We start from the raw sequence: 15382 nt of genomic DNA, 5'->3' as shown, positions 1-15382 counted from the left end.
CATAAAACAACATTTTAAAACACTGAAAATAAAATAATTAAGTGAAAAAATAATTTACAAAAAACTACTACACTCTTGTTTTTAGAATAACAAACTATATTTACAGACACAAATAATATCAAATTACATTTCAATATGAAAATAAAGATTTTTTGCTTGTTTTTTTGCTTAACTATAGGACAAGTTACTTTAGCTCAAAAAAAAATTGAAGGAGTTGTTACAGACAAAAATAACTCCCCTTTATTAGGAGCTAGCGTTATTTTAAAAGGAACCACAAACGGAACACAAACAGATTTTGACGGGAATTTTTCTTTAAATGCAAAAAAAGGAGAAATATTAGTTGTACAATACTTAGGTTACTCCACAAAAGAGATTCAAGTAACTACAGAAACAAAATATAAAATTGTACTCGAAGAAGAACAGAATAGTTTAAGTGAAATTGTAGTAGTTGGTTATGGTACTCGTAAAAAAACAGTTCTTACGAGTTCTGTTGTAAGTATTAAAGGAGAAGAATTAGCAAAGGAACCTGTATTAAACGCTACACAGGCATTACAGGGGAAAGCTGCTGGTGTGCAAATTATCGCATCCGATGCTCCTGGCCAAGCTTCTAAAGTAATTATTAGAGGTTTAGGAACTGTTTTAGGGAATGAAAATCCATTATATGTTGTCGATGGAATTTTAACAGATAATATTAATAATATAAACACATCAGACATCGCTACAATGAATGTCTTAAAAGATGCTTCTGCTCTAGCTATTTATGGAAATAGAGCTTCTAACGGAGTATTAATAATTACAACTAAAAAAGGAAAAAAAGGAAAAATTAAACTAACCTTTGATACATTTACTGGAGCAAGATCCATATTAAACAAAGTTAAATTAGCGAATTCGAATGAGTTTATAACTTATAGTAACGAAGCTATTTTAAGAGATTTACAAAGAGATGATGATGCAACCAACGATAACGATAAAAGCGATTTTATTTTATCTGGTCAACCATACAACACAAACTGGTTAGATGCAATAACAAGAGTTGGTAGAGTATCTAATTATAATATCTCTGCTTCTGGTGGGTCTGAAAAAATTAGAGGTTTCTTTAGTGCTGGTTTTAATAAAGAAGAAGGTATTTTAATTGGTAACGATTTTAATAGACTAACACTTCGTAGTAATATCGATTACGAATTAAATAGTAAGTTAAACTTTTCTAACAGTATAAATGTACAATTAGCAAATTCTGTACCTAAAAATTTTAATGCATTTACAACTGCATATAAACAAAGCCCTACCATACCAATTAGAGATAAAAACGGAGCTTATGGTTCTTCTATTGGAATTAACAATGTGGGTAATCCTGTAAAAGATTTAGATTTTCAAGACGAAAAACAACGTTATTTTAAAGTACAAGGAACCTTTAAAGTAAATTACAAAATATTAGAATCTTTATCTTACACCTCTGCTTTCTCTATTGAAACAGAGTATGCTCGTTTTCATACTTTCGAAGATCGGTTAGGCTCTTTTTTAGCAAATAACCCATCCAATTCGGAGCAACTATATTTTAACGGAAATGCAGATAGAGAAAAAACTTTTTTATCCGTAAGACACACCAATAAATATCATTGGTTTATAGACAATTACCTAACCTATAATAAAACATTTAACGATATACATAATTTTAATGCAACTATAGGTACGAGCTCTGAAGAAGATAGGTCTGAAGAACTATTAGGTACTGCTATAAATGTTCCTTTAAATAAGAATTTAAGATACAACCTAAATAATGGAGATAATAACGAAACTAGAAATTCGTCTGGAGGTTTCTCTCCATACAAAAGATTAAACTCTTACTTTGCAAGGATTAATTACGATTATAAAAACAAATACCTTTTAGGCGCTTCTTTTAGAAGAGATGGTTCTAGTCAGTTTAAAAAAGATTTTAAATTTGGTAACTTTTACGCTATTAGTGCAGGTTGGATAGTAACAAAAGAGAAATTTATGGAAGATTCTTTTTTCGACAAGCTAAAACTAAGAGCAGGTTATGGTGAGGTAGGAAACCAAAATGTACCTCTACAAATAGTTACGTTATCTACTGGAGATGGAGGTTTTTATCCTTTTGGAGCTAATCAAAACCTTAATCAAGGTACAACAATATCTTCCACATTAGCAGAAAATTTAAGTTGGGAAACTACCAAAGAGTTAAATTTTGGTGCTGAGTTTACTTTATTTGACTACAAATTAAGTGGAGAAGTCGATTTTTACATCAAGAAAACTTCAAATGCTATTCTTCAAATAAAATTACCAGACGTTTTTGGTATAGACCCGTATTTAGACCATATTGGTGAAATAGAAAATAAAGGAATAGAAACTACACTTAATTGGCAAGACGAAATTAATGACAATTTAAAATACAATGTAGGCTTAAATTTTGCTTTAAATAAAAACAAATTAACCAAAGTAACCAATCCGTACTTTAATGAATCTATTGGAGGCTATCTAGGAAATGGCCAATACACAAAAAGAGTTCGAGTAGGGCAACCAGTAGGTAGTTTTTTCCTATACGACGTAATAGGAATAGACGATAAAGGAGAGTTTGTTTATGATGATGTTAATAACAATGGAATTACAGATGAAGGAGACAGAAAGTTTATGGGCTCTTTTATTCCTAAATACAATATTGGTTTTAATTTTGGTTTTAACTACAAAAATTTCGACTTGGCAGTAGACACCTACACAAGTTTAGGCGCTAAAGTATATAATGGTAAAAGAGCACAGCGTTTTGGAAACGAAAACATAGAACAATCTGTATTTAATAATCGTTGGACTTCTGGTAGACCAAGTAATACTGGACGAAGAGCTTTTAATGAAGTGCCATTATCTTCTAATTATTATTTAGAATCAGCAGATTTTTTTAGAGTAAATAACATTACTTTAGGCTACACACTAAAAGAAAATACGACTAGTTTCTTTAATAGAGTTAGAATTTATGCAACTGCTAAAAATCCTTTTATCGTTAAGAAATTTTCAGGATTCACAGCAGAATTACCTGGAGGAGCTTTATATAATGCTGGTATAGAATTAAGTGCATACCCTACATTAAGATCATTTTTTATAGGAATTAACACATCATTTTAAAAATTAAAAAAATGAACAATAAAATAACTAAAAATTTAAAATACGTTGCTTTTGCAATCTTATTACTCTCATTTTCTTGTAGTAAGGATTTTTTAGATGTTGAAGCAACAGGTGAAACTGAAGAAGCACTAACAGCAGACAAATCTATTGAGCTTGTTAATGCAGTTTACAATAGATTTCTACAATGGCAAATGAGCTCTTTTTCTTGGAATGGCTTAACAAGCATTACTACAGATGATGCAGATAAAGGAAGTAGCACTGGAGACACAGGAACAGATAAAGACATCTTAGACGCCATCGCTTTCGATCCAACAACAATTTCTATTGGAGAAGTTTGGAGTGAGCATTACAATGCAAACCAACGTATTACACAAGCTATAACACGTATTCCAGAATTTGATATCGATAAAAAGCTGAAAACAAGATTAATTGGCGAAGTTAAATTCTTAAGAGCATTAATATATTTTAGACTAGTAAAAACATTTGGAGGTGTGCCACTAATATCAGACAAATCAGATCTTTCAAGTCCAGATATCTTAAAAAGAGCATCTAAAGAAGAGGTATATCTATTTATAGAAAATGACCTACAAGATGCCATAAACTCATTACCAGAAAAAAATGAATACGCAGCCGCAGATTTAGGTAGAGCAACAAAAGGTGCCGCAAAAGCTTTATTAGCAAAAGTAAGTATGTATCAAAATAAATGGCAAGAAGTATTTAGATTAACAAATGAAATTATTGCATCAAACCAATACGATTTAACTCCCAATTACGAAGATATTTGGAAAGAAATAGGAGAAAATAATATAGAATCTATTTTCGAAATTCAAGCAAAAGGAGGAGATGCTCCTACAGCTGGGGTACAAGGTTATAGTGTAACCCAAGGAGCCAGAGGAGATGGTGGCTGGGGCTGGGGCTTTAACACACCTACAGAAGATTTAGCCAACTCTTACGAACCAAATGATGCTAGAAAAGATGCAACCATAATTTTTAGAGGAGAAACTTTATTTGATGGCAGGTTGGTACCCAATACCGTTACAAATGCAATGTATAATCAAAAAGCATATTCTAGCGCAAATTCAGATGCTTGGGAAACAGGGAAAAATGTAAGAATTTTACGTTTTGCTGAAGTTTTATTAATGAATGCTGAAGCTGCTTTAGAAGTTGGTGGAGACGCAGCAACACCTTTAAACAGAGTAAGAAAAAGAGCAGGTTTAAATGATGCTACTGTTGTTGATAAAATGACCATTTGGAAAGAAAGAAGACACGAATTAGCTTTCGAACACGATCGTTATTTCGATTTGGTTAGACAAGGTCGTGCAGGAGAAGTTTTAAGAGCTCATGGAAAGAATTTTGTCGATGGAAAACATGAGGTTTTTCCAATACCACAAGAACAAATAGATAAAAGTGGAGGAATTCTAACCCAAAACCCAATGTATTAAAAATTAAAACTGATAGAATTATGAAATTCACAAAAAAGATAAAAGTACCATATATAGTAAACTTTTTTTTATTGTTGGCTGTAGCAATAGGTTGTACAGAAACTGCGGTTACTCCACCTCCACCAGATGTAGAAGCTATTTTTGAACGCCCTGTAAAAGAAATTCCTTTTGAAGATCTATTAGATGTAGTGCAAGAACGTACATTTAATTATTTTTGGGACTTTGCAGAACCAAATAGTGGGTTGGCAAGAGAACGTTCTCAAGAAAATGCCTTAAATGGGCAATCTAGAAGAGTTGTTACAATGGGTGGTTCAGGTTTCGGTCTTTCTGCCTTTCCAATAGCAGTAGAAAGAGGTTGGCAAACAAAAACTAAAGTAATAGAACGTTTACAAAAGATACTTACATTTTTAGAAGGAGCAGAAAAATATCATGGTGCATTTTCTCATTGGTATTTTGGCGATACTGGTATGACAAGACCATTTAGTACACAAGATGATGGAGGAGACCTTGTAGAAACTGCATTTTTAATTCAGGGTTTATTAATTAATAGAGAATATTTCTCTGGAAATAATGCTGAAGAAAAAGACATTAGAGATAGAATTACTGCTATTTGGGAAGGTGTAGAATGGGATTGGTACACAAGAAATAAAAAAGTAATAACTTGGCATTGGTCTCCTACACACAAATTTGCAATCGATTTAAAAGTAAAAGGTTGGAACGAAGGATTAATAACCTATGTTTTAGCAGCTTCTTCACCTACACATTCAATTGACAAAGAAACTTATATAAATGGATGGGCTTCTAATGGAGGCATGAAAAATGGAAATTCGTATTTTAACATACAACTTCCTTTAGGACCACCAAAAGGAGGCCCTTTATTTTTCTCTCAATATTCTTTTATTGGTTTAAATCCAACAAACTTAACAGATCAGTTTGCTAATTATTTTGAACAAAACAAAGCACATTCATTAATTAATTACAACCACTGTAAAGAAAATCCTAATGGTTACAAAGGTTATGGTGGAGATAGCTGGGGCTTAACTGCAAGTGACGATTTTAATGGTTACGCAGTACATGAGCCAGAAAATGATATTGGCGTAATAACACCAACAGCTGCTTTATCCTCTTTTCCTTACACGCCTGTAGAGTCTAAAAAGGCACTGGAATATTTCTATTATAAACAAAATGCAAAACTTTGGGGAGAATATGGTTTTTACGATGCATTTTCAGAAACGAACGCATGGTATTCAGATGGTTATTTAGCAATTGACCAAGGACCAATTGTTTGTATGATAGAGAATTATAGAACTCAATTACTTTGGAATCTTTTTATGCAAAATCAAGAAATTAAAGACGGTTTAACAAAATTAGGTTTTACATATTAATTATCATTTCAATTTTTTAAAACGTAAAATTATGTTTTCAAGTAAGACTTCCTTTTTTCCAAAATTAAATATTGTAATCGCATTTATTGGAATTGTTCTTTTTTTGAGTAACTGTAAACAAAACAAGAAAAAAGCTACTAATCAAAAAATTTCTTTCGAAAATTTGTTAGATACTGTTCAAAAGAAAACCTTTAACTATTTCTGGGATTTTGCTGAAGAAAAAAGTGGTCTTGCAAGAGAAAGGTCTCATAGCGATGCCTTTAATGGAGAATCTAAAAACATCGTTACCACTGGTGGTACTGGTTTAGGTATTGCTTCTTTTCCTACTGCAGTAACAAGAGGTTGGGTTACGAGAGAAGAAGCGATAAATCGTTTAGATAAAATATTAACATTTTTAGAAAAATCAGAAAAATACCATGGAGCATTTTCTCATTGGTATTTTGCAGATTCTAATAAAACACGCCCTTTTAGTGATTTAGATGATGGTGGAGATATTGTAGAAACCGCACTTTTATTACAAGGACTTCTTATTAATAGACAATATTTTTCAAAAGAAATATCAAACGAAAAACAAATTAGAAATAGAATTACTGCTATTTGGGAAGCTGTAGAGTGGAATTGGTATACACAAGGTAAAAAGAGTATTTCTTGGCATTGGTCTATAAAAAATGGCTTTAAAGCTAATTTACCTGTAAGTGGTTGGAATGAAGCATTAATTGTATACGTGTTAGCAGCTGCATCTCCAACCTATTCTATAGACAAAGAAACTTACATTAATGGCTGGGCAAGAAATGGTGATATGAAAAACGGAAAATCTTTTTATGGCTATAATTTGCCTTTAGGAGAAGATTTTGGAGGTCCATTATTCCTATCACAATATTCTTTTTTAGGGTTAGATCCAAGAGATTTAAAAGATGCTTTTTGTGACAATTATTTCGAACAAAATAAAACCCACACATTAATCAATTACGAATACTGCAAAGAGAATCCGAAAAACTTTAAAGGATATAGCGAAAATTCTTGGGGCTTAACCGCTAGTGACAATTACAATGGATATTCTGCACACAGCCCAACAAACGATTTAGGCGTAATTACACCAACTGCAGCTTTATCATCATTTCCATACACACCAAAAAAATCAAGAAAAGCTTTAGAACATTTTTACTACAATTTAAAAGATAAACTTTGGGGGAAATATGGTTTTTATGATGCTTTTTCTGAACAACAAAATTGGTTTTCTAAAGGATATTTAGCCATTGATCAAGGACCAATTGTGGCAATGATCGAAAATTATAGAACACAACAACTTTGGAATTTATTTATGAATGATAAAGATGTAAAATCTGGATTAAAAAAATTAGGTTTTTCAAGTCCAAAAATATAAACCCATTTTATTCTAATGACTAAAATTAGCAAAAAAACAGCAAACACCTATCTTACTTTTAACAATCCTAATATAGAAGAAAAGGTAACACAACTAATGTCTCAAATGACTTTAGATGAAAAGATAGGACAAACTGTTATGTATGCTAGCGAAATGGATGTTACAGGGCCTGTCTTAGATGCAAATTATTTAGAATACATAAAAAAGGGAGAAGTTGGAGCTGTGTTAAATGCTTCTGGAGTTTCTTACGTTAGAAAAATTCAAAAATTAGCCGTAGAAAATTCTAGACTAGGAATTCCGTTACTTTTTGGTTTTGATGTAATTCATGGTTACAAAACTATTTTTCCAATCCCGTTAGCAGAATCTTGCAGTTGGGATTTAGATTTAATGGAACAAACTGCACAAATAGCTGCTAGAGAATCTTCTGCAGCAGGTTTACATTGGACTTTTGCTCCCATGGTCGATATATCTAGAGATGCAAGATGGGGTAGAATTGCAGAAGGAGCAGGAGAAGATGTTTATCTTGGAAGCCTTATTGCCAAAGCAAGAGTTAGAGGTTTTCAAGGAAATTTAGAATCGACCAATAATATTTTAGCCTGCGCAAAACATTTTGCTGGTTATGGTGCAGCACAAGCTGGTAGAGACTATCACACAGTAGATATGTCTGATATTGAATTAAGAAACACACACCTACCCCCTTTTAAAGCTGCATTAAATGAAGGCGTTGCAACATTTATGACAGCTTTTAACGAATTAAATGGGGTACCAGCAACAGGAAATAAATATCTGTTAGATACAATTTTAAGAAAGGAATGGAATTTTAAAGGTTTTGTTGTAACAGACTATACTTCTATTACAGAAATGATTGCTCATGGCTTTGCAGAAAACCTAAAACACGCAGGAGAAATAGCAATAAATGCAGGTTCAGATATGGATATGCAGAGTGGTGCTTATAAAAATCATCTAAAAGAATATTTAAACGAAAAAAAATTAGATAAAGAAAGATTAAATGAAGCTGTTAAGAGTATTTTAAGAATGAAATTTAAATTGGGTTTATTTGACGATCCCTATAGATTTTGTGATGAAGAAAAAGAAAAACAATTCATTTTAAGCAAAGAACATCTAAAAAAAGCAACAGAAACAGCAAAGAAATCTATTGTATTATTAAAAAATAAAAACAAGGTTTTACCATTAAAAAACACTTCTAAAATAGCACTTATTGGACCTCTTGCAGATGATACACACCATATTTTAGGTACTTGGGCAGCATTTGGTCGAGAAAACAAAAATATCATCAGCATAAAAGAAGAGCTAGAAAATAAAAATATCGATTTTAAATATACAAAAGGATGTGACATTTTAGAGGAAAACAGAGAAGATTTTAAAAATGCAATTGCCATCGCAAAAAAATCTGATGTGGTAGTAATGGTTATGGGAGAGACTGAAAATATGAGCGGAGAAGCCGCTTGCAGAACCAATATAAAACTACCAGGCTTACAACAAGAACTAATTGCCGAAATAAAAAAAACAGGAAAACCTATAATATTAGTTCTAATGAACGGAAGACCATTAGACCTTTCTTGGGAAGATAAAACTGTAAATGCCATTTTAGAAACTTGGTTTTTAGGCACAAACTGTGCTGCTGCGATTACAGAAGTACTTTTTGGCACTTACAATCCTTCAGGAAAATTAACCGTTACATTTCCAAGAAATGTTGGTCAAATTCCTCTTTTTTACAATCAAAAAAATACTGGAAGACCTACAAATGTTCCAAATGCAGACCCAAGATATACTTCTAAATATTTAGATGTAGCAAACAGCCCCTTATACCCTTTTGGCTATGGATTAAGCTACACAGAATTCACTTACAGCAAAGTAACATTAGATGCTAACACTCTTTTTTTCAATACATCTATAAAAGCTTCTGTAACCATTACTAATACAGGAAACTATGATGGAGAAGAAATAGTACAACTTTATATAAAAGATGTTGTTGGTAGCATTACAAGACCTATAAAAGAATTAAAAGGTTTTAAAAAAATAACTTTAAAAAAGGGAGAATCTAAAACAGTACAGTTTGAAATAACTGCAGAGCTTTTAAAATTTTATAATCAAAAACAAGATTTTGTTTGCGAAGAAGGTGAATTTAAACTTTTTATTGCAGGAAGCTCTAATCATAAGTTTACAAATACATTTTTTTTAAAATAATTAAACTCAAATACGAACCATTAAATTAGATACTTATGAAAAAAATAGTACTTCTATTGGCATTTATTTCTTACAATGCTTTTTACGCACAATGTGCAGATCCGATTATTACAAATTTTGAGTGCTCACCTCCCTCCTACACCCCTACTGGAAATTTAACCCCTGTAACGAACCCATTTTCTGAAAGCATAAATACCAGTGCAAATGTTGGTCGATATACAGATGATGGTACTGCCGCTTTTGATAACTTAACTTTTGATAAAGGAGCAGCTATTGATCTTTCAACAAATAATATTTTAAAGTTTAAAATATATTCTACAAAATTAGTTCCATTAGTAGTAAAATTAGAAGGTGGAGCAACTTCAACCGCTTTAGAAACACCTTTAACAATAGATGTAACTAATTCTTGGGTAGAATACACTGTGGATTTAAGCAGTCAAAGTGCGGAAGATCACCAAAAATTAGTTTTCTTTTTTAATTTTAATAAAACAGACGGAACTGCTACTGACATTTATTATATAGATGATATCAGATGGGAAGCATCTACAACAAGTACAGACCCAGTTGTAACAGATTTTGAAAGCACAAAACCTTCTCAAGGAGGCTTCCCAAACAATAAGTTAACAATAGTATCGAACCACGTTTCATCTGGTATAAACACCAGTGCCTCTATTGGTAAATACAAAGATGATGGTACCAATGGTTTTGATGGTTTAATTTTTGAATATGGTACTGCTATAAATTTGGCTACAAATAATATTTTAAAAATTAAGTTATATACCCCTACATCTATTCAAATTTTAGCAAAATTAGAAGGAGGAACAGAAGCAAGAGAAGTATTTTCTCCCTTTAGCACAGCTATCGGTCCCGTTAATTCCTGGATAGAATTTACTTTTGATTTTAGTGCATATGCAAACAATGCAAGTGGAGGTGATGGAAATACGAGAATCGTTTTATTTGTAAATGCTGCTGTTACTAGTGGAACACCTTCAGATATTTATTATTTAGATGATATTATTTGGACTAACAAAACAACTTGGACAGGAGCTGTAAGTACAGATTGGGCTTTACCAGGTAACTGGACAGGAGGCGTACCTACTTCAACATCTGAAGTAATAATTCCAGATGTAGCAAACGACCCAATTATTGGTGTACTTACTTCTACAGGAGCAGTAACAGGTAACATAACAACCAACAATGTACTAACAATTGCCAGTGGAAGTTCTTTAATTGTAAATGGTATTGCTACAGGAGAAGTAACTTATAAAAGAAATCTTGTAACACCTGCATTAACTGGCGATGCTGTTGCAGATAAATTAGAAGGATGGCATTTAGTAGGCTCTCCAGTAAACGGACAAGGTTACAATAACTCGTATGCAAATACAAATGGTATTGCTACTTCTGGAACAAAAAGAGGTATTGCAACCTATAACAATGCTGTAGCCACTGGTAACTGGTCTTATTTACAAGATAATGATAGTAATAGTGGAACTTTTAGAACAGCAACTGGTTATACTGTAAAAACGGCTACGACTTCAAATGTATCATTTAAAGGCACACTTAATACAGTAGAAGTTAACAAAGCAATTACTGTTGGTGCAGGTACTCCGTTTAATCTATTAAGTAATCCTTTTGCTTCGTATATAAATAGTGGAGCTTTTTTAAATTTAAAGAAAAACTCAGATAAACTTACAAGTAAAACAATTTGGGTTTGGAATTCTTCTACAAAAAATTATGACACTAAAGTTTCTGGCGATGCATTTAAATTAGCACCAGGACAAGGCTTTTTTGTAAGCAGCTCTTCTGCAGGAGATGTAACTTTTGAAAAAAGCATACAAAGCCATCAAGGAACAGATACTTTCTTAAAACCTGAACCTAAACCAGAGGTAGAACTTACTATTACAGATGGAACCCTTAACAGATATGCTAAATTATATTATAACAAACTAGCTTCTAAAGGTTTTGATAATGGTTTAGATGGAGAAACTTTTGGAGGTGTACCAAATAAGTTAGATGTATTTACACAATTGTTAGAAAATAACAAAGGCAAGAACTACCAAATTCAAGCTTTACCAAATACTAATTTAGAATCTAATATAATTCCTGTAGGAATTAAAGCAGAAGCTGGAAAACAAATTACTTTTTCTGCTAAAGCTATAAATTTACCTTCTAATATTTATGTTTTTTTAGAAGATAGAATTACCAACACATTTACAAATTTAAGTGAAGAAAATAGCAATTATAAAGTTACTTTATTTAAGAGTTTAAATGGAATTGGTAGATTTTATTTACACACAACTCAAAGTACTTTAAGTGTTGCAGATGCTCCTATAGAAGATATAAGCATATATAAAACAGATATAAATAACTTAAAAATTGTTGGTTTACCAAACGGAAACACAAGTATTAAATTATTTAATATTGTTGGTAAACAAATAATTAATTCTTCATTTACATCTAATGGTGTTAAAGATATTACTTTGCCAAAAATAGCAAATGGAATTTATATTGTTCAGTTAATTACGGAAGCTGGTCAGTTAAATAAAAAAATAATTTTAGACTAATTAACGAGAATTAAAAGACAATATATCATGAAAAAACAAACAGAATTTACACAAGATACAGCTCAAGAAATTACTCGTAAAGATGCTATTAAAAAAATAGGAAATTATGGTAAATATGCTGCGTTAACAGCTTTAGGAACCTATCTAATTTTAAACCCGCAAAAAGCACAAGCAGCAAGCCCAGAAGCTCCTGGTACTGGATTTTAATATTATATAATTTAATTACTTGAACGCCTCGATTTTATCGAGGCGTTTTGTTTTTAAAAAAAACTCTATATTTATAACTTTCAAAAAAATAAATTCCTTAGTTTTAATATGCATAGATCTCTTCTATTAAAATTCAAAAAATATACTTTCTTTATTTCACTTCTCTGTGTAAGCCTTTGTTCGGTAGCACAAACATTACATTCAGATGTAACTAATTATTCTATTAACCAATACAATGCAGAAAATCAAAATTGGGGAATAGACATTAATAATAAAGGTGTAATTTTTGCCGCAAATAATAAAGGGCTTTTAAAATACAATGGGCAAATCTGGAAACTTTATCAACTACCTAATAAAACCATTATTAGGTCTGTTCTATGCTCTAACGATAGAATATATACTGGTTCTTATGAAGAGTTTGGATTTTGGAAAAAGAATAAATTTGGCGATTACGAATACACTTCATTAATTCCGCTTTTCGATAAAAATCATCAATTTGTAAATGATGAATTTTGGCAAATTATAAATTATAAAAACAAAATTATTTTTTGGTCCTTCAGTGGTTTATATATTTATAATGGAGAAAAAATAATTACAATTAAAGACAGTGAAAATATTTTAAACTCTGTTGTATATAAAAACAAACTAATTGTATCAAGCTTACAAAAAGGAGTAAGAGAATTAAAAGAAAATAAACTTGTACCACACGAATTATCTAATAAATATAAAAATGTAAACCAATTAGCAACAATTAACGATAAATTATTTTTATATGATGCAGATAAAGGCGCTGTAATATATTCTACGAATAAAAAAACAAGCCTATCTAAAGAGTTAAATAATTTATTAGAAACATTTGTTTTAAATAAAGCCTCTTTTATAAATAACAATCAACTTCTATTAGGAACTATTAAAAACGGAGCACTACTCTACTCCATTGATAATAAGGAAATTGAAATAATAAATGTAAAATCTGGTTTACAAAATAACACAGTTTTAAATCAAAAAGTAAGAAAAAATAATATTTGGTTAGCTTTAGACAACGGTATTGCTAAAATTAAAGTAAAAAATTCTAATAAGTTTTATAAAGATTTTTCGGGAACAATAGGCACTGTTTATGACATGGCATACCTTAAAAATAAATTATACATAGCAAGCAATACTGGCTTATACACTTTTACAGATAATAAATTAAAATTAATAGAAAATACAGAAGGGCATATATGGGATTTATTTATTGTTGATGACAATTTAATATGCGCACACAACTCTGGAATATTTATATTTAAAGATGAAAAATTAGTTTACCAAAACTCTAAAAATGGAGGAGTTTATACTACGAAAAGAACAAAAAACCTTAAAAACATATTTCTACAAGGAACATATACAGGGCTAAATCTCTTAAAAAAAGAAAACAATGTTTGGAGTTCTAAAATTGTTAAAAACATCTCGTTTCCTGTTGATAATATTGAATTTGAGTCCGATTTTATAATTTGGGCTACACACCCTTATAAGGGAATCTTTAGAATTAAACTAAACAAAGATTATAGTGCTATTGTTAATATTGAATCGTTTGGCGAAAATGAAAATTTTAAAGATTATAAAACAAAAATTTTTACGATTTACAATACCATCGCTTTTTACAATAATAAAAAATGGTTTACCTACTCTAAAAAAAATAACAGCATCAAAAAATTTGAAGAATTACAACAATTTAATGGTAAAGATTTTATTGGAAACGATATAAATGGCTTATGGTTTATAGATAAAAACAGAGATGTTTTTTACATAAACAAAAACAACAAAAGAATTTCTTATATAAACTCTTCTCAAACAAAAGAAAGGCTACTTGTTAACAACGAAAAAATAATTATTAAAAACGACTCTTTAAGATTAATAAATTTAAATGATGGTTTTACACAATTCAATTTAAAAAATTATAACTCAAAAAAAGAAAACACTAGCTTACCTGAAATAGAAAAAATATATACTCAAACAAACAATTATTCTATTAAAGATAGTATTTTAAAAATTCCTTATCATGAAGCAAAAATTATCTCTCTAGAATTTTTTACACCTAATACTTATGAAAATAAAAATTCTTTTTCTGTTTCTGGAAAAATAAACTCTAATGGAATAGTAAAAAACGGAAAGATTGAACTTCAAAATTTAAAATATGGTAAATATACCATTAGAATAAAAAATGAAAACAACAATATTTCTGATGAAGATAAAAAATCAAGAAAAATTTATTTAGAGGTCTTACCCCCTTGGTATTTATCTATTTGGATGAAAATTTTATACCTTTTACTATTAGTAATATTATATTTTGTGTTAAGAAAAAGAAATCAGCTAAAATTTAGAAAAGAACAAATTAAAATTCAAAAAGAATTGGTTAGAGATACCCAGAAAAAAATTAATAAAATTGAAAAAGAAAACCTTAAAAAGGAGGTAAACAATAAAAAAAGAATGTTAGCAACCATAACAGCTTCCATTATAAAAAAGAACGAAATTATTATTATCTTAAGAAATGAACTTAATCGATTATCAAAAACATTTCCAGATCAATATATATCAAAAAAATTATTAAAAGTAGCAAACGATTCTATAAGCAATAATAAAGATTGGAAAATGTTTGAAGACAGTTTTAATGAATTACATGAAGATTTCTTTAAAAGGTTAGTTTCAGAATATCCTAAACTAACAAGTAAAGATTTAAAACTTTGTGCCTATATTAAAACCGGCCATACTTCTAAAGAAATTGCTCCTTTAATGGGTATAAGTTTAAGAGGTGTAGAGTTGCACAGATATCGTTTAAGGAAAAAAATCAATCTCACAAAAAACAAAAGTATTTTCGATTTTCTAATTACCTTTTAAAAACACTAAAAAAATAGCCATCAAATAACACATCAATAATACATCATTATGTTAAAAAATAAATAGATTAAAATTCTAAACACCTTAAAGTCAATTTATTAAACCATTATTTTATTTATTAACAAGTACTACAGTTCAATTTTAAAAGTCTTATTATAAATTTACGAGATAATTTAAAAAACTCAT

General features: G+C 30.2%; 8 protein-coding genes. All 8 read left to right on the top strand.

Features of this window, described 5'->3' with window-relative positions:
* The first annotated feature begins 135 nt into the window (after nucleotides 1-135).
* The 8 genes from J3359_RS16655 to J3359_RS16620 all read left to right on the top strand — a co-directional run bounded on the left by J3359_RS16655 (nucleotide 136) and on the right by J3359_RS16620 (nucleotide 15196).
* On the top strand, nucleotides 136-3129 hold the full coding sequence (locus J3359_RS16655) for a SusC/RagA family TonB-linked outer membrane protein (RefSeq protein WP_208078215.1): 2994 nt from the start codon (nucleotides 136-138) through the stop codon (nucleotides 3127-3129).
* 11 nt (nucleotides 3130-3140) lie between these two features.
* A complete protein-coding gene (locus J3359_RS16650) occupies nucleotides 3141-4571 on the top strand; it encodes a RagB/SusD family nutrient uptake outer membrane protein (RefSeq protein WP_208078214.1) in 1431 nt (476 codons plus the stop codon).
* Between the two features lie 20 nt (nucleotides 4572-4591).
* Nucleotides 4592-5956, top strand: a complete 1365-nt coding sequence (locus J3359_RS16645; RefSeq protein ID WP_208078213.1) for a glucoamylase family protein — start codon at nucleotides 4592-4594, stop codon at nucleotides 5954-5956.
* Between the two features lie 31 nt (nucleotides 5957-5987).
* On the top strand, nucleotides 5988-7340 hold the full coding sequence (locus tag J3359_RS16640; protein WP_208078211.1) for a glucoamylase family protein: 1353 nt from the start codon (nucleotides 5988-5990) through the stop codon (nucleotides 7338-7340).
* 15 nt (nucleotides 7341-7355) lie between these two features.
* Nucleotides 7356-9548, top strand: coding sequence for a beta-glucosidase BglX (gene bglX, locus J3359_RS16635; protein WP_208078209.1), 2193 nt, complete (start codon nucleotides 7356-7358; stop codon nucleotides 9546-9548).
* Nucleotides 9549-9583: 35 nt separating this feature from the next.
* On the top strand, nucleotides 9584-12112 hold the full coding sequence (locus tag J3359_RS16630; RefSeq protein ID WP_208078207.1) for a DUF8693 domain-containing protein: 2529 nt from the start codon (nucleotides 9584-9586) through the stop codon (nucleotides 12110-12112).
* 27 nt (nucleotides 12113-12139) lie between these two features.
* Complete coding sequence (locus J3359_RS16625; protein ID WP_208078206.1) at nucleotides 12140-12319, top strand: hypothetical protein; 180 nt, start codon at nucleotides 12140-12142, stop codon at nucleotides 12317-12319.
* A 108-nt stretch (nucleotides 12320-12427) separates the two neighbouring features.
* Nucleotides 12428-15196, top strand: a complete 2769-nt coding sequence (locus J3359_RS16620; protein ID WP_208078205.1) for a helix-turn-helix and ligand-binding sensor domain-containing protein — start codon at nucleotides 12428-12430, stop codon at nucleotides 15194-15196.
* Nucleotides 15197-15382 lie beyond the last annotated feature (186 nt).

Origin of the sequence: Polaribacter cellanae (genome assembly GCF_017569185.1) — a bacterium.
GTDB classification, from domain to species: Bacteria; Bacteroidota; Bacteroidia; order Flavobacteriales; family Flavobacteriaceae; genus Polaribacter; species Polaribacter cellanae.
The sequence above is the reverse complement of the archived record's forward strand: the minus strand, read 5'-3'. Positions and strand labels throughout refer to the sequence as shown.

Bases quoted from the DNA above. Each gene is read 5' to 3' on its own strand.
- J3359_RS16630 (WP_208078207.1), top strand. From the start codon at position 9,584: ATGAAAAAAATAGTACTTCTATTGGCATTTATTTCTTACAATGCTTTT.
- J3359_RS16620 (WP_208078205.1), top strand. From the start codon at position 12,428: ATGCATAGATCTCTTCTATTAAAATTCAAAAAATATACTTTCTTTATT.
- J3359_RS16655 (WP_208078215.1), top strand. From the start codon at position 136: ATGAAAATAAAGATTTTTTGCTTGTTTTTTTGCTTAACTATAGGACAA.
- J3359_RS16640 (WP_208078211.1), top strand. From the start codon at position 5,988: ATGTTTTCAAGTAAGACTTCCTTTTTTCCAAAATTAAATATTGTAATC.
- J3359_RS16650 (WP_208078214.1), top strand. From the start codon at position 3,141: ATGAACAATAAAATAACTAAAAATTTAAAATACGTTGCTTTTGCAATC.
- bglX (WP_208078209.1), top strand. From the start codon at position 7,356: ATGACTAAAATTAGCAAAAAAACAGCAAACACCTATCTTACTTTTAAC.
- J3359_RS16645 (WP_208078213.1), top strand. From the start codon at position 4,592: ATGAAATTCACAAAAAAGATAAAAGTACCATATATAGTAAACTTTTTT.
- J3359_RS16625 (WP_208078206.1), top strand. From the start codon at position 12,140: ATGAAAAAACAAACAGAATTTACACAAGATACAGCTCAAGAAATTACT.